This is a genomic window from Larkinella arboricola (genome assembly GCF_003259745.1).
Lineage (GTDB): Bacteria > Bacteroidota > Bacteroidia > Cytophagales > Spirosomataceae > Larkinella > Larkinella arboricola.
Genome location: NZ_QLMC01000001.1, coordinates 1,081,893 through 1,097,380 on the forward strand (window position 1 = coordinate 1,081,893; position 15,488 = coordinate 1,097,380).

Annotated in this window: 14 protein-coding genes; 10 read left to right on the forward strand and 4 right to left on the reverse strand. The window is 53.7% G+C overall.

The annotated features are described in order from the left end of the window. Window positions 1-5: 5 nt before the first annotated feature. The gene (locus LX87_RS04445) at window positions 6-917 is read right to left on the reverse strand and encodes a metallophosphoesterase family protein (RefSeq protein WP_111626940.1); all 912 of its coding nucleotides are present in this window, start codon (window positions 915-917) and stop codon (window positions 6-8) included. A gap of 115 nt (window positions 918-1,032) precedes the next feature. Between LX87_RS04445 and LX87_RS04450 the strand changes: the two genes are divergently transcribed. After that, window positions 1,033-1,563, forward strand: a complete 531-nt coding sequence (locus LX87_RS04450) for a 3'-5' exonuclease (RefSeq protein ID WP_111627483.1) — start codon at window positions 1,033-1,035, stop codon at window positions 1,561-1,563. Between the two features lie 26 nt (window positions 1,564-1,589). Here the strand turns inward: LX87_RS04450 and LX87_RS04455 are convergent, their stop codons facing one another. Next, on the reverse strand, window positions 1,590-2,255 hold the full coding sequence (locus LX87_RS04455) for a M15 family metallopeptidase (protein WP_111626941.1): 666 nt from the start codon (window positions 2,253-2,255) through the stop codon (window positions 1,590-1,592). Between the two features lie 161 nt (window positions 2,256-2,416). Between LX87_RS04455 and LX87_RS04460 the strand changes: the two genes are divergently transcribed. The 6 genes from LX87_RS04460 (at window position 2,417) to LX87_RS04480 (ending at window position 10,034) form a co-directional block, all read left to right on the forward strand. After that, a complete protein-coding gene (locus LX87_RS04460; RefSeq protein WP_111626942.1) occupies window positions 2,417-3,652 on the forward strand; it encodes a spore maturation protein in 1,236 nt (411 codons plus the stop codon). Between the two features lie 74 nt (window positions 3,653-3,726). Then, window positions 3,727-3,897 carry a hypothetical protein gene (locus LX87_RS28720; RefSeq protein WP_166674451.1) on the forward strand — a complete coding sequence of 57 codons (171 nt, stop codon included), beginning with the start codon at window positions 3,727-3,729 and terminating at the stop codon, window positions 3,895-3,897. A gap of 11 nt (window positions 3,898-3,908) precedes the next feature. After that, the gene (locus LX87_RS04465) at window positions 3,909-5,225 is read left to right on the forward strand and encodes an APC family permease (protein WP_111626943.1); all 1,317 of its coding nucleotides are present in this window, start codon (window positions 3,909-3,911) and stop codon (window positions 5,223-5,225) included. Between the two features lie 93 nt (window positions 5,226-5,318). Continuing rightward, complete coding sequence (locus LX87_RS04470) at window positions 5,319-6,479, forward strand: trans-sulfuration enzyme family protein (protein WP_111626944.1); 1,161 nt, start codon at window positions 5,319-5,321, stop codon at window positions 6,477-6,479. Between the two features lie 44 nt (window positions 6,480-6,523). Next, on the forward strand, window positions 6,524-9,520 hold the full coding sequence (locus LX87_RS04475; RefSeq protein WP_111626945.1) for a serine hydrolase domain-containing protein: 2,997 nt from the start codon (window positions 6,524-6,526) through the stop codon (window positions 9,518-9,520). 61 nt (window positions 9,521-9,581) lie between these two features. Continuing rightward, window positions 9,582-10,034 carry a DinB family protein gene (locus LX87_RS04480; RefSeq protein WP_111626946.1) on the forward strand — a complete coding sequence of 151 codons (453 nt, stop codon included), beginning with the start codon at window positions 9,582-9,584 and terminating at the stop codon, window positions 10,032-10,034. 19 nt (window positions 10,035-10,053) lie between these two features. Here the strand turns inward: LX87_RS04480 and LX87_RS04485 are convergent, their stop codons facing one another. Both LX87_RS04485 and LX87_RS04490 read right to left on the reverse strand, forming a co-directional pair. Beyond that, window positions 10,054-11,382, reverse strand: a complete 1,329-nt coding sequence (locus LX87_RS04485) for a sensor histidine kinase (protein ID WP_111626947.1) — start codon at window positions 11,380-11,382, stop codon at window positions 10,054-10,056. 3 nt (window positions 11,383-11,385) lie between these two features. Next, window positions 11,386-12,777 carry a sigma-54-dependent transcriptional regulator gene (locus LX87_RS04490; protein ID WP_111626948.1) on the reverse strand — a complete coding sequence of 464 codons (1,392 nt, stop codon included), beginning with the start codon at window positions 12,775-12,777 and terminating at the stop codon, window positions 11,386-11,388. Window positions 12,778-13,107: 330 nt separating this feature from the next. Between LX87_RS04490 and LX87_RS04495 the strand changes: the two genes are divergently transcribed. From LX87_RS04495 to LX87_RS04505, 3 genes are all read left to right on the forward strand, one after another. Further along, complete coding sequence (locus LX87_RS04495; RefSeq protein WP_111626949.1) at window positions 13,108-14,355, forward strand: efflux RND transporter periplasmic adaptor subunit; 1,248 nt, start codon at window positions 13,108-13,110, stop codon at window positions 14,353-14,355. Between the two features lie 133 nt (window positions 14,356-14,488). Continuing rightward, window positions 14,489-15,166 (forward strand): ABC transporter ATP-binding protein, encoded by a 678-nt coding sequence (locus LX87_RS04500; protein ID WP_111626950.1) that lies wholly within the window; start codon window positions 14,489-14,491, stop codon window positions 15,164-15,166. A gap of 116 nt (window positions 15,167-15,282) precedes the next feature. Further along, on the forward strand, window positions 15,283-15,480 hold the full coding sequence (locus LX87_RS04505; RefSeq protein WP_111626951.1) for a hypothetical protein: 198 nt from the start codon (window positions 15,283-15,285) through the stop codon (window positions 15,478-15,480). Window positions 15,481-15,488: the final 8 nt, after the last annotated feature.

Genomic DNA, 15,488 nt, shown 5'->3' on the forward strand with positions numbered 1-15,488 from the left:
GCGGCTTAGGAATTGACGTATGTCCGCTCCACCCAGCCATCGTCGAACAGGTCGATCAGGGCGTAACCGGCGTGGGTGTGGTGGTAGGTTGCATTGTCCCACCAGTTGCCGCTGAGCGCGCCGTTGTTGAGGTACGTAACCCCGTTATAATCCACCCGGTCGAGCAGGTGCGTGTGGCCGCTCAGGCAAACCTTCACGTTCGGGCGTTTGTGAAACAACCGGATCAGGTCCGAGGAGTCGGTGTGCAGCAGGCCGCCCGAAATTTCCCGCCGACCGTTTTTCAGCACCTTTCGGTTGTACAGCACGGATGCCGACAGAATCGGAATGTGCGACAGAATCAGCACCGGTTTTTTCGGATCGGTTTTCCGCAGATCCTTTTCCAGCCAGTCGCGTTGGGATTCGTCCAGCCGGGCCGTGTACCAGCCCCCTTCGGGCGTCGGCTGCGTACTGTCGAGCACCACAAAATGCCAGCCGCTATGGTCGAAACTGTAGTAACGGTTGGAAAGCTTTAACTGATCGACGGCCCAGGCTTTGCCGTACAGCGGGTCTTTTCTCGAACCTTTGTAGCCCCAGACATCGTGGTTGCCAATGCAATGGTGAATGGGCAGGCCGTTTTCCTGCTCCAGAATCCGGTTCCAGACATTCCACTGCCGCCGAACGGTACTTTTATCCCGCGAGAGGGCGTCCATAATGGCGTCGCCACCGTTCAGAATAAACGCCGGACGGTCTTTCATGGACTGGAGCCGGTGCAGACAGGTCGCCAGTGACGCTTCGGCTTTCGGGCGCGGCATCATGTGTACGTCGGTCAGGTGAGCCACGCGCAGGACGCGTTTCCGCTGGTAAGGTCCCGCCAGGTGAGTGGCTGGCAGACCAGCGGTGAGCAGGCCGATGGAGGAAAGAGCTTCGCGACGATTCATGACTGGTTTCTTTTTTGCGCCCGACAAACGGTATTGCGTTTAAACGACAACCTTGTTGACGGTATTCTTTCCCGAAAAACTTACTGAACAGGAAAAAAACGTATCTTGCAAAACGATGTTTTCAATTGTTGACGTAGAAACGACGGGAGGAATCGGAGGACCAACCCGTTTGACAGAGGTAGCCGTTTTTCGGTACGATGGTGTCGAGGTGGTTGATAGCTTTCATTCGCTGTTGAACCCCCGTTGCCCGATTCCGCCATTTATTGCGCGCATGACCGGCATCACGGATGCGATGGTGCAGGAGGCTCCCGATTTTGCTGATGTGGCCCGTGAAATTGACCGCGTGACGCAGGGTGCGGTTTTCGTGGCCCATAACGCCCCGTTCGACTACGGTTTTCTCAAAAAAGAATTTGCCTGGGTGGGACTGCCCTTTGAGCGGAACCGGCTCTGCACCGTGCAGCTCAGTCGCCGGATTTTTCCCGGTCTGCCTTCCTACAGCCTCGGTAAACTGTGTCGTTCGCTGGAAATACCGGTGAGCAACCGCCACCGTGCCCACGGGGATGCAGCCGCTACGGTCCAGCTTTTTGAACGGCTGCTGATGAACGACATTCACGGTTTGATCAAGGACCGGCAACTGACGGTTTAGGTTTGCCGTATCTGTACAACGTCCCTTTATTCCACAATCTTATACTGCTTTTTGGCCTCCGCCCGTGTCAGGGCGTTAAAGTGCCACCATTCGGCCGATAACGGGGCGAAACCGGCCTGTTTCATCACCGACCGCAGCAACCGCCGGTTGTCAACCTGTTTTTGCGTTAGTTTCCCCTGCTTCAGTAACTGATCCTCTTTTACGGGGTACGCCAGTTCGCCGAAGTAGTCAAACCGGGTGCCCATGTCGAGCGGTTTGCCATCTTTGGTGGCCAGGGTCAGATCGACGGCGCAACCGTAATTATGGACGGAGCCGTTGCGGGGATTCGAAACGTACTTTCCGCGCTCGTTGACGGGCAGGTGCTTCAGGGTATTCCACAAATCCCACTGCGCCGAGCGCGGGCGGGTGGCGTCGTAAACCAGGAGCCGCAGTTCCGGGTGCTTTTGGCGGAGCAATTGGCTGGCGTGGGCCAGTTTGCGGGCGGCCATCGGTTGCAGGTAGGCCCGCGTCAGGTCGCCGTACACGTCCTTGCCGATAAAATTGTCGGTTGTCGAGTATTTCAGCTCCACCCGAATCGTCGGATCGACTTTCTGAATATCTACCAGTCCCTGCCGGATCATGGCCTGCTCCAGTTTTCCCTGCGCGAAGAGAAATTGCGGAATTAGCAAAAGTGATAAAACGGTATATCTCATTGTCTACAAAACCCTGATCAACTCTGATGTTCTCTGATTAACCCTGATTAATAACTATTACACAGCGTTAATCAGAGAACATCAGAGTTGATCGGAGAGGATTCGTTGCGAAATAACGAAAAACCCGCTATTTTGCTACACATAACGCGTTTCCCCGTAACATGGCCCTTAACTACATCTGGGTAGCTTTCTTCCTGATTGCCTTTCTGATTGCGCTCTTTAAGCTGATTTTTCTGGGCGATACCGAAATTTTCAAGACCATTGTGGAAGGGTTGTTTGATTCTTCCAAAGTGGCTGTGATGGACATTGCCCTGCCACTGGCGGGCGTCATGACCTTTTTTCTGGGTTTGCTCAACATTGGCGAAAAAGCCGGAGCCATCAATTTTCTGGCGCGGATTATCGGTCCTTTTTTCAACAAATTGTTTCCGGAAGTGCCGAAAGACCACCCTGCCAACGGGCAGATGATCATGAATTTCTCGGCCAACATGCTCGGGCTGGACAATGCCGCTACGCCCTTCGGCCTGAAAGCCATGCAGAGTTTGCAAGAACTGAATCCGCAAAAGGACACGGCTTCCAATGCCCAGATCATGTTTCTGGTGCTGCACACCTCCGGGCTGACCATCATACCGCTGGGCATCATGGCGCAACGAGCCATTCTGGGCGCTAAAGATCCGTCGGATATTTTTATCCCCTGCCTGATTGGAACCTACGTCGCCACGGTTTTCAGCATGTTCATTGTCGCTTTGAAACAGCGAATCAACCTCTTCAACGGACTGGTAATGGGCTGGCTGGGCGGCATTACGGCTTTCCTGGCGCTGGCATTGTGGTACCTTTCATCGCTGCCAAAGGAGGAAATTGAGCAGGTGTCCAAGGTGGTGGGCAATGTTACTTTGTTTGTCATCATCGTGGCGTTTCTGCTCGGCGCGATGCGGAAGAAGGTCGATATTTTTGATACGTTTATTGAGGGGGCGAAAGGTGGTTTTGAAACGTCCGTCCGGATTATTCCCTATCTGGTCGGTATGCTGGTTGCGATCAGCGCACTACGAAACTCCGGTGCGATGGCCTATGTGGTGGATGGGATGAAGTACATTATTGGGCTGACGGGCGTAAACACCGATTTCACCGATGCCTTGCCGGTTGCCCTTATGCGGCCCCTGAGCGGCAGCGCGTCGCGGGCGTTGATGATCGACGCCATGAAAGAATTTGGGCCGGATTCGTTCGTAGGCCGGCTATCCTGCATTTTTCAGGGAGCCGCCGACACCACGTTTTATATCGTTGCACTGTACTTCGGCTCCGTCGGTATCAAGAAAACCCGTTACGCCATTGTGGCCGGTTTGATTGCTGATGCCGCAGGGGTACTGGCCGGGATTGCGCTGGGGTACTTCTTTTTTCATTGAGCAAACCCGAAATCAGGATTCCGGGTTATCCATAGTCAGGTCCACGTTGGACTTGCAACGATTATTGATTTACTATGAACATTGATCAAATACGCGAACAACTGCACCGGCTCATCGACGAAGTAGACGATATTTACGTTCTGAACGGCCTGTACCGTAACCTGTCGGCTGAGAAACGCCACCGTGAAGCCTACGAAAAAGAACAGCGGGAAAAGGCGCAGGCCGCTAAAAACCGGAAAAAATAAGAAACAGGCCAATGATCCAGCCCAAACTGACCACGTTCGATGTTGCAATGATTGTCGTTAGCCTGGTCATTGGCGTGGGTATTTTCCGAACGCTCGCCATCGTGGCCCAATCGGCGGGGTCGGCAACGGTATTTTTTGCCGCCTGGGTGGCGGGTGGTTTTGTGAGTTTGTGCGGTGCCCTGACCTACGCCGAAATTGGTGCCCGGTATCACTTCCCCGGCGGTTTTTACAAACTGATCTCCACGGCTTTCCACCCGGTTTTTGCTTTCATGCTCAACTGGGTCATTGTGCTGACGTACGGCGCGGGTCTGGCTGGGGTGGCCCTCATCGGGGCCGAATACATCAACCCGCTGCTGCCGGTATCGCTGCAAACCAGAGCCGGTGTTCAGGGAACGGTGATTGCAACGGTGCTTTTTTTCTTCGTGATCAATTACCTCGGCATCAAGTCCAGCGCCCGGCTGCAAAACATCCTCAGTAGCCTCAAAATCGTTCTGATGGCGCTGCTCTGTCTGGGTGTCGTCATTGCTCCAGGCGCGGAAATCGCTCCCGTTGTGACGCATACCTCTTCACTCGGCACGTATAACTTCTTTTCCGCCTTTGCCGTTAGCCTGATTGCGGTTTTTTACACCTACGGCGGTTATCAGCAGACGCTGAATTTCGGCGCAGACATTAAAGATCCGGTGCGCAATACCCCACGCGGTATTCTGATCGGAATGGCCATCGTCATTTGTTTGTATCTGTGCATCAACTACGCCTATTACCACCAACTGGGCTTTGCCGGACTGGCCAATTCCAAACTCATTGCCGCCGATCTGGCGCGGGCTTTGTTTGGCGATTGGGGTTTTACCTTTGTTTCGGTCGCGATTTTTATCTCGGTGCTGGGATACATCAACGCAACCTTACTGTCGTTGCCACGGGTGTTTTACGCAATGGCCGACGATGGTGTGCTGCCGCCCATTTTCAAGAAAGTCAACGAACGGACGCAGGTGCAGGAGTTTACGCTGGTCTTCATTACGGTTGTGGTGCTGGCGTCGTTGCTCGTACTCGGCACCTTCGAGAAAATCGTCAGTTACGTCATGTCGATTGACAGCCTGGCGCTGGCGAGTGCGGCTGCGTCGATTTTTGTGTTTCGGCACCGCGTTCGGGGCAATGATCCGCACACGGGCTACAAACTTCGGCTGTATCCGTGGATTCCGCTGATTTTCATCCTGTTTCTGCTAGCGGTTTCGGTCAATGTGATTGTGAGCGATCCGGTTCCGGCGGCTATTGGCTGGGGCCTGTTTTTCAGCGGAGCGCCCCTGTACTGGCTGCTCAAAAAGGTCTTTTAAGGGCGGTACGGTTTCGACCCGCATTGAATGCAGATTATCTTTGAATGTTAAACCGCGACGGTCTGCCGTCCGAATCACTTACGTCAATTACCCGTGGATATTTCGTACATTCTCAATGAACTCGGAGAAGAGCGCAGCCAGTATTTCAATGCCGTGGCCCCGCCCATTATCCAAACCAGTAATTTCATGTTTCCGGACGTAGAGACGATGCGCCGGATGTTTCCCCATGAATTTGAACTGCCGATTTATACACGGGGCAACAACCCGACGGTCGAAATTCTGCGGAAGAAACTGGCGGCTCTCGAAGGCTCCGAAGACGCCCTCGTGCTGGCGAGCGGCAGTGCGGCCATTGCCACGGCGGTAATTGCCAACGTTAATCAGGGCGATCACATCGTTTCGGTGGCCAAACCGTATAGCTGGACCACCAAGCTCATGCAGAATTTTCTGCCCCGGTTCGGCGTTACAACGACGTTTGTTGACGGTACGGACGTGAGCCAGTTTGAAAACGCCATCCAGCCCAATACCAAAGTTATTTACCTCGAATCGCCCAATACGTTCACGTTCGAGTTGCAGGACCTGGCCGCCGTGGCAAAACTGGCGAAGGCGCACGGAATTGTTACGATGATCGATAACAGTTACTCGACGGCTTTGTATCAGAAACCCGTTGAACTGGGCATTGATGTCGTGCTGTACTCGGCGTCCAAATACATCGGCGGGCATAGCGATGTGGTGGCGGGCGTGATCTGTGGAACGAAGGAAATGATGCGGAAAATCTTCTATTCCGAATACATGACGCTGGGCGGTATTATCTCACCCATGAACGCGTGGCTCATGATTCGCGGGCTGCGGACTTTGCCGCTGCGGCTCGAGCGGTCGGCCCGGACGGCTGCCGAAGTGGTAGCGTACCTCGAAAACCATCCGAAGGTCCGGCGCGTCTATTTCCCGTATTCAAAAACCAATCCGCAGCTCGAACTGGCCAAACGGCAGATGTCAGGTTGTGGCGGTTTGCTGACCATTTCGCTCGAAACCGATCAGATTGAGGTGGTTGACAGGTTTGCCAATTCGCTGAAACGGTTTTTGCTGGGTGTTTCGTGGGGTGGGCACGAGTCACTGGCGTTCCCGGCCAGTTCCGGCTATGCCGACGGCACCGCCCAGCCCGGTGATACAGGGTTTAATCTGATCCGGTTGTACATTGGGCTGGAAGAACCGGAGGGCTTGATTGCGGACCTAAAGCAGGCGTTGGAGCACATTTAGCCCTTCAATTTTGTTATTTTTGCATAACCATTGATTTGTTGCTCATGCGTTTTTCCGTTTGTCTGCGTTCGTTAGCCTGTGCCTTCAGCCTCTTTGTGTCTTTTCATACGGCTCATTCTCAAACTGTTCCGTCGTTTTTAAAAGCGAATCCGCGCTGGGTTGATTCGGTGTTTAACGCCATGACGCCCGATCAGCGGATTTCCCAGCTTATCATGGTCGCGGGTTTTTCGAACCGGAGCAGGGGGTACGAAGATTCGCTGATGAGGCTGGTGCAGACGTATCAGGTTGGCGGAATTGTGTTTTTCCAGGGCGGACCCATCCGGCAGGCCCGGCTGATCAACCGGCTGCAAACCGTTACCAAAGTGCCCATGCTGGTGGCGATTGATGGTGAGTGGGGGCTGGGTATGCGGCTGGACAGCACCGTACGGTTTCCGTACCAGATGACGATGGGAGCCATTCAGGAGCGCGACGACCTGATTTATAAGATGGGAGCGGCCGTGGCCCGTCAAAGCCGTCGGCTGGGCATCCACATTAATTTTGCGCCGGTCGCGGATGTGAACAACAATCCAAACAACCCGGTAATCAATTTCCGGTCGTTTGGCGAAGACAAGGAAGCCGTAGCCCGCAAGGCGCTGGCTTATATGAAAGGGATGCAGGACAACGGTTTGCTAACCTCCCTGAAACACTTCCCCGGCCACGGCGATACCGGAACGGATTCGCACTATGATTTGCCGCTGATTTCTAAAAACCGTCAGCAACTCGAAGGGCTCGAATTGTATCCGTTCCGCAAACTCATCGATGCCGGGGCTGCGGGCGTTATGATTGCCCACCTGAACATTCCGGCGCTGGATGCTACCCCTAACCTGCCGAGTACGCTCTCGCGCAAGGTCGTTTCCGATTTGCTCAAAAACGAACTGGGTTTCGGCGGACTGGTGTATTCCGACGCCATGAACATGAAGGGGGTCACCAAATATTATCCGTCCGGTATTGCCGATCGGATGGGGCTCGAAGCGGGAATGGATGTGCTGGAATATACGCTCGACATTCCGCGGGCCATTGCCGAAGTGAAGCAGGCCATAGCCGACGGACGGCTTTCGCAGGCCGACATTGATGCCCGTTGCCGCAAAGTGCTGGCGGCCAAAGCCTGGGCGGGGCTGGATCGCTACAAACCCGTTGACCTGATGAACCTCGTCCGGGATTTGAATGAACCCGAATCCGAACTGCTCAACCGCCTGCTGACGGAAGAGGCCCTGACGGTTTTGAAAAATGATAAAGAAGAGTCGGGTGAACCGCTGATTCCGTTGCTGAATCTGGGCACGAAAAAGATTGCGTCGGTTTCGCTGGATGCCGCACAGGAAACGTATTTCCAGAAAATGCTTGGTAATTATACGGCGGTCAAGCATTTCAACATAGCGGCCGCTACGGCGGACACCACTCTGAAACGGATTCGGCAGGAGTTGAAAGACTATGACCTGCTGCTGGTGGGGGTTCACCTGAGCAACATCCGTCCGGCGGTGCAATACGGCGTTACGCCCAAAACCGTCGCGATGCTGAAAGAGTTGTGCGAAACCGGAAAAGCCGTGGTTTCGGTGTTTGGAAACCCGTATGCGCTGGCGAAGCTGGAAGGGCTCGACCAGGCGCGGGGCGTTATCATGGCGTACCAGTTAACCCAATTCACGGAAGAACTGGCCGCTCAACTGATTTTTGGCGCCATTCCGGCGAAAGGAAAACTGCCGGTGACGGTCAACGAGCGGTATAAACGCAACGACGGAATTGCTACCTCGTCGATTGGCCGGTTGAAATACACGATTCCGGAAGAAGTGGGGGTAGACTCCTATTTTCTGACGGCGAAAATTGACTCGCTGATGCAGGTGGCCCTCACCCAGAAAGCGACGCCGGGCGGTGTGGTGCAGATGGCCAAGGACGGCAAGGTGATTTTCCGCAAAGCCTACGGAACCCACACGTACGAAGGACTCACGCCCACCAAAGAAGACGACTTGTTCGATCTGGCGTCCGTGACGAAAGTCAGTACGTCGACGCTGGCTCTGATGCGACTGGTGGACGAAGGTAAATTCAACCTCGACGCAACGATGGCGGACTATCTGCCGGATTTCAAAGAGTCGAATAAGGCCAACCTCATCTGGCGCGATGTGCTGACGCACCAGGCCGGTTTGAAGGCGTCGATTGCGTTCTGGACGGATACGAAAAACCCCGATGGCACCTGGAAGGACAAGACCTTTGATGAAGAGAAGCATGGACCGTATAAAATAGAGATTACGGACAATCTGTTTATGCACCGGCGATACCGGAAAACCATCTTCGAGACGATTCGCGATTCGCCCGTAAGTGCCAAGAAGGATTACGTTTACAGCGATTTGTCGTTTATCCTCTACCCGAAAATTGTGGAGAAAATGACGGATCAGAAGTTTGAGGACTACCTGAAACAGAACGTCTACGAACCGCTGGGCGCAACGACACTGACGTTCAATCCGATGCGGTTTTATCCCTTGCCGCGCATGGTGCCGACCGAATACGACTCAGTATTCCGCAAGACGCTGGTCTGGGGCCGGGTACACGACGAAGGGGCGGCCATGCTTGGCGGGGTTTCGGGCCATGCCGGTCTGTTTGGTTCGTCCAATGACCTAATGAAACTGGTGCAGATGTACCTGCAAAAAGGGTATTACGGCGGCAAACAGTTCATCAGCCCGCAGACAGTTACGGAGTTTACACGGTATCAGTTTCCGGAAAAAGGCAACCGGCGGGGAATCGGCTTCGACAAACCGACATATAAATACACGGGAAATGCGCCCAGATATGCCAGTCCGCAGAGTTTCGGGCACTCGGGTTTCACCGGAACGTTTATCTGGGTTGACCCGCAGTACAATACCTCGTACGTGTTTATGTCGAACCGGGTGTATCCGAGCCGTACGCATACCAAGCTCATTACCCTGAACATCCGGACGAATGTTGCCGATGTGTTGTATGAAGCCATCCGCCGGGGGCCCAGTTCGAACCTGGCCGGCATCCTGGCAACGCCGTAAGACGGTTTTGGGCAGGCTAGGCTAAAGGTGCTTTTTTCTGCGTACTGTTAATCTGAGTGCCATGAAAAGTTATCTTATTCGTTTGCTCGACTACGAGCAATGGGCCAATCAGGCCGTAATTGACGCATTGGTGCGTGTTGAAAATCCACCCGAGCGCGCGGTCAGGGTGATGGGCCATATTTTGTCGGCGCAGCAGATTTGGCTGTCGCGGCTGACGGGTGAGGTCAGTAACGTAGCCGTTTGGGAAGACATTCCGATGGCCCGGATGAGCGAGACATCCAACCGGAATTCCCAGCGGTTAAAAACGTTTCTGGAAGCCGAACCGGCAGAGGGCCTAAACCGTATAATTTCGTATAAAACTACGTCGGGCCAGCCTTTTACCAACCCGTTGATCGACATTCTGATGCACATGAGTCATCACGCGGCTTACCACCGGGGCCAGGTTGTGCAGTTGATCCGCCCGCAGCTGGCCGACGTACCGATGACGGATTTTATCTTCTGGGCCCGAGGCTGAAAATGAGCCGGTATTCTTATCAGAAAATCATGGAAAACGTGCTGCCCTGCCCCGGCGTTGAGGTTACTTTCAACTGGCCGTTGTGAAGCTGCATGATCTGCCGGGAAAGGCTTAACCCAATACCGGAACCGGTTTTTTTGGTGGTGTAAAACGGGATAAAAATTTTTTCGATGGCTTCCGGTTCGATGCCCGGGCCGTTGTCACTGACGTAAATAATCAGGCGGTTGTCCTCCGATTTTACTTCGATCCTGAGCTTGGGTTTGCGGTGTCCTTCCAGAATTTCCATCGCGTTTTTGATGAGATTGATCAGGACCATTTCGATCTGCCCCGCGTCGGCAAAAATCATCAGATATGACGGAACGGGCGGGGCTTGCAGGATGATATGTCGCTGTTGTAATTCAGCCTGAACCAGCGCGATCACGTTTTTCAGGAGGTTCTCGACGGAGATTTCGGCCAGACGGGGTTGCGGAATAGCCGTAAAATTGCGGTAGGCATCCACAAACCGCATGATGCCCCGCCCCCGGTGTTCGATGGTGGTCAGGGCTTCGCGAAGGTCGTTGACGGCTTCTTCGTCGGCTCCGGCCAGTTCGGTATTCACAATCTGCTGCATCGTTCCGACCAGCGACACAATGGGCGTAACCGAGTTCATAATTTCGTGCCGCAGCACCTTCGTCAGATTCTGCCAGGCTTCCAGTTCTTTTTGCTGCAACTCCGTCCGGATGTTCTGGATCGACGCCACTGTCACCGGCCGACCGCGCAGACTGACCGTGGCACACCGTACCGAAAGTTCCTGCTCAAAACTGCTTTGGTAAATGGCGGGGGTGCTGCTGGGTGTGGCCGTCAGAATGTCGTACAATCCAGTGTGAACGGTTTGTAAATCAGAGAGATGTCGGAGCCGGTAAATTCCTAATAACCGCAGGGCTGCCTGATTGCTCATCTCCACATTGCCCACGGCATCGAACGAAATCAGACCCACGCTTACCTGCTGAACGATGGTGTTGAGGTAGTGCAGATTGGCTTCTTTTTCGGCCCGCGCCTGCCGAAACGCTTCCAGCACTTCGTTGAATTGCTGGTTTAGTTCTTTAAAGCTCGGCCCCAGCTCGTTATCGGCTTTGAAAGCCACGGCAAAATCCGAATACCGTACCGATTCCATGAACCGCGTCAGCTTGCGGTTCAGGCTGGTGATGTACCGGTGCAGATTGGCGGTTTCGGCGGTCAGCAGAATAATACCGAGGCCCACCAGCAGCGACCGGCTGGCCGGAACCGCCCACCAGGCGTAGGCGATCAGTAAACAGGTAAGCAGAATGATGGCAATGCGGATAAAAAGCCCCGTGGCGAATCGTTTCATACATCAAAGTCCGTATTTCTCCAGTCGCCGGTATAGCGCCTGCCGCGACAGTCCCAGTTCCCGGGCAATGTCGGTAATGTTGCCGTGGTACTTCTGCATGGCCTGCTGAATCATCTTTTTTTCCATGTCTTCAATCTGAAGATTTTCCTGGAAAGGAAGCTCTTTATCCGCCGGAATAGCGGCCGGAGCATTGGTGCCAAAGTAAAAATCTTCCGGCTCCAGGACGTTTCCCTGCGCCAGAATGACAGCCCGTTCGATGGCGTGCTGCAACTCCCGAACGTTGCCCGGCCAGCGGTATTGTTGCAACTGCCGCGCCAAAGCCGGGCTGATGGAAGCGACTTTGCGGTTGTACTGTTTGCGGTATTGCTTCAGAAAATGTTCGGCCAGTGGGAGGATGTCTTCGGGCCGTTCGCGGAGCGGGGGAATGTGTACTTCGATGGTGTTGATGCGGTACAGCAAATCCTGCCGGAACGAGCGGTCGCTGACGTGCTGGTAAATCGGTGAGTTGGTGGCGCAGATCAACCGAACGTCGATGTTTTTCGGCTTGTTGGAGCCTACGCGCGTGACTACCCGCTGCTGCAGAACCGTCAGGAGTTTGGCCTGCTGCGGGAGTGAGATGTTGCCAATTTCGTCCAGGAAAATCGTGCCGCCCTGGGCTTCTTCAAACCGTCCGGCGCGGTCCTCACGGGCGTCGGTGAAGGCACCTTTGACGTGTCCGAACAGCTCGCTTTCAAACAAACTATCACTGAGCGCCCCCAGATCGACGCTTACAAACGGTTTGTCGCGCCGGAGCGACCGTTGGTGCAGGGCGCGGGCCACCACGTCCTTTCCGGTGCCATTTTCACCCAAAATCAGCACATTGGCATCGGTTTCAGCGACGCGCTCGATGGTGGCAAAAACCTGCCGCATGGCGGGGCTGACGGCAATGTACGATGCGCCTGAGGCATTGGCCTTGCCCGAAGCCGGGGCACCTGGGGCCGATCCGTTTTGCCCATTTCCCTTGGCGGCACCTTGTCCGGCGCCGCCTTCCAGCGCATTGTGCAGCGTTGCCAGCAGTTTATCGTTTTCCCAGGGTTTGAGTACAAAATCGCGGGCACCGGACTTGATGGCCCGCACCGCCATTTCTACGTCACCGTAAGCCGTAATCAGGACGACGGCCGTAGTTGGTTTGATATCCAGAATGCGGTCGAGCCACAGAAAGCCTTCGCGGCCGCTGCTGTTGTCGCGCTGGAAGTTCATGTCGAGCAACACCAGATCGTAGCTACCGTTGGTGATCAGAAACGGAATCTTCTCAGGATTTTTTTCAATATCAACCTGGGGGTAGTGGCGTTTGAGCAGCAATTTAGCCGCGCTCAGCACATCAACATCGTCGTCAATAATCAGGATTTTGGACATATAATTTTCTAAAACGGTGGTCAAAACCGCATCATTTATGCAGGCAGGATAGCGATTTATTGCCTAAATATAGCCAGTCTCAAGCTACCCTGCAAAGTGGCTTATACCAGCGGTTTTTGGCCGAAAGATACGCTATTTTTGTCCGTGTCCGCTTTCGGACAAAACCTGTCCGCATGTGGACAGGAAAAAGGCAATAAGTCCAATGTAACGTATTGATTGTCAGTATTGGTTGATTACTGGCACGTCAATTGGCACTAGACGGAATAGTTGGGAAACACTGGAAACGGTATCCAACTCTGAATCATCTACCAATCAACAATTTTAAAAGTAATGGATCGCGTATTACCAAAACGATTCTGGACAAATCAGCGAATTGCGCTTGTCGGCGGTGGGATAGCGTTAGTGGGACTGCTGGTTTATAATTTTATATGGGCTGATCACCGTTCTAAGCTGAACGTCGAGAAAGATAAAATTACAATATCCACCGTTTCGACGGGCACGTTTGACGACTTTATTGTCGTAACCGGGGTGGTTCAACCCCTGAAAACCATTCGGCTTGATGCCATTGCGGGCGGCTACGTTACGGAGAAACTGGTAGAAGGCGGTAACATGGTAAAGCAGGGCGAAACGCTGCTGCGGCTGGAAAACCAGAACCTGCGACTGAACTTCCTTCAATCGGAAACGGAAGCAAACCGACTGGTGAACGATCTGCAAAACACCCGGCAGCGGTTGCGGGTAGAGCGGTATACGCTGCAAAAAACATTGTCGGACCTGGATTTTCAGCTTGATAAGGCGAAAGATACCTATGAGCGGCAAACGAGGCTTTTCAAAGACAAAGCCATCCCTGAGCAGGATTATCTGACCGCCAAACGGGATTACGACCGCCTGATTGAGCAGCGGAAAATTGAGGTGGAATCGCAGAAATACCAGCAGGAGAACGCCATGATTCAGATCAAACAGTTGGAAGAAACGCTGGCCCGCACCCAGAAAAACGTAGCCCTCTGGCAGCAAACGCTGAATAACCTGGTTGTGAAAGCGCCGGTTTCGGGTCAGTTGTCATCGATGGACGTAGAAGTCGGCTCCAACATCAATCAGGGGCAGAACATTGGCCAGATCGACGATTTAAACGGTTTTAAAATGCGCGTCGGCATCGACGAACACTACAACAGCCGGATTTTTGCGGGTTTGAAAGGAACGTTTGAATACAACGGCGGAAACCACGAATTGCAGATTACCCGCGTCTATCCGGAAGTGCGAAACGGACGGTTTGAAGTGGATATGATTTTCACGAAAGGTGCTCCGGCGGGAATCAAGCGCGGTCAGTCGACGCCAATCCAGCTGGAACTGGGCAAAGCCTCAAAAGCGACGCTGTTGCCGGTAGGTGGGTTCTTCTCCGATACGGGCGGCAACTGGGTGTACGTCATCGACAAAACAGGCAACCGGGCCGTGAAGCGGAACATTACGCTGGGCCGCAAAAACCCGGAATATTTCGAAGTGCTGACGGGCCTGGAACCGGGCGATCAGGTCATCACCTCGTCGTACGAAAACTTTGGCGACAACGAAGTCCTCGAATTCTAATTCTCAGCTTCGCTCTATCTTTCTCTGCTCAATTTGGCGAAATAGGTTTCAAAGATTGTTTCGCGGAGTTGAGCAGAGAGCATCAGAGTGGCGCGGAGGTAAACCGAGTAAAACCAGAAACTAGTCATAAAACATGATACGGACTGTAAACCTACAAAAAGTTTTCGCGACAGAAGAAGTCGAAACCACCGCCCTGCACGGTATTTCAATGGATGTTAAGGATGGCGAATTTGTGGCCATGATGGGCCCGTCGGGCTGCGGAAAGTCTACGCTGCTGAATATCCTTGGCCTGCTCGACAACCCCTCGGAGGGCGAGTACTTCTTCTACGGCACGGAGGTGTCGAAGATGTCGGAACGTCAGCGGGCGCAGTTGCGGAAAGGTTCCATCGGCTTTGTGTTCCAGAGCTTTAACCTGATCGACGAACTAACGGTTTACGAGAACGTTGAACTCCCCCTGCTGTACCTGAAAACCCCCGCCGACGAACGTAAAAAAGCCGTTGAGGAAGTGCTGGAGCGGATGAACATCATGCACCGGCGGAATCACTTCCCGCAGCAACTGTCGGGTGGTCAGCAGCAACGGACGGCCATTGCCCGGGCGGTGGTTGCCAAACCCAAGATGATCCTGGCCGATGAGCCGACCGGTAACCTCGACTCGACCAACGGTGAAGAGGTAATGAAACTGCTGAACCAGTTAAACACCGAAGGCACAACGATCATCATGGTGACGCACTCACCCTACGATGCGGGATTTGCCCACCGGATTGTCAACCTGTTTGACGGCAAGATTGTGACGGAGAATTTCCACGTATAATACCCGTTCTGACCTGGGGTTACGCCGATCAGGGGAGTAAGGGAAAGCTTCGCAGTGAATGGACTCCGGTTCATCCCTTTAATCCGCGTAATCACAGTTCAAGATTAAAATTACTTATGAAAAAGCTGATCCTGTTCTTAGTGCTGGTTTGTTTTGGGCGTTTGTCGGCTTCGGCGATGGGCCACCCACACAACCTGTTTTCGGTGCATCAGAAAGCAAAGCAATATGCGCCGAAAAGCAAAGAAGGGCAGCGATCAGCTTGCCGCCTTTCAAAGCGATCCCTGATTGAATACGTCCGGGCACTGGCTGGTTAATCGTATTT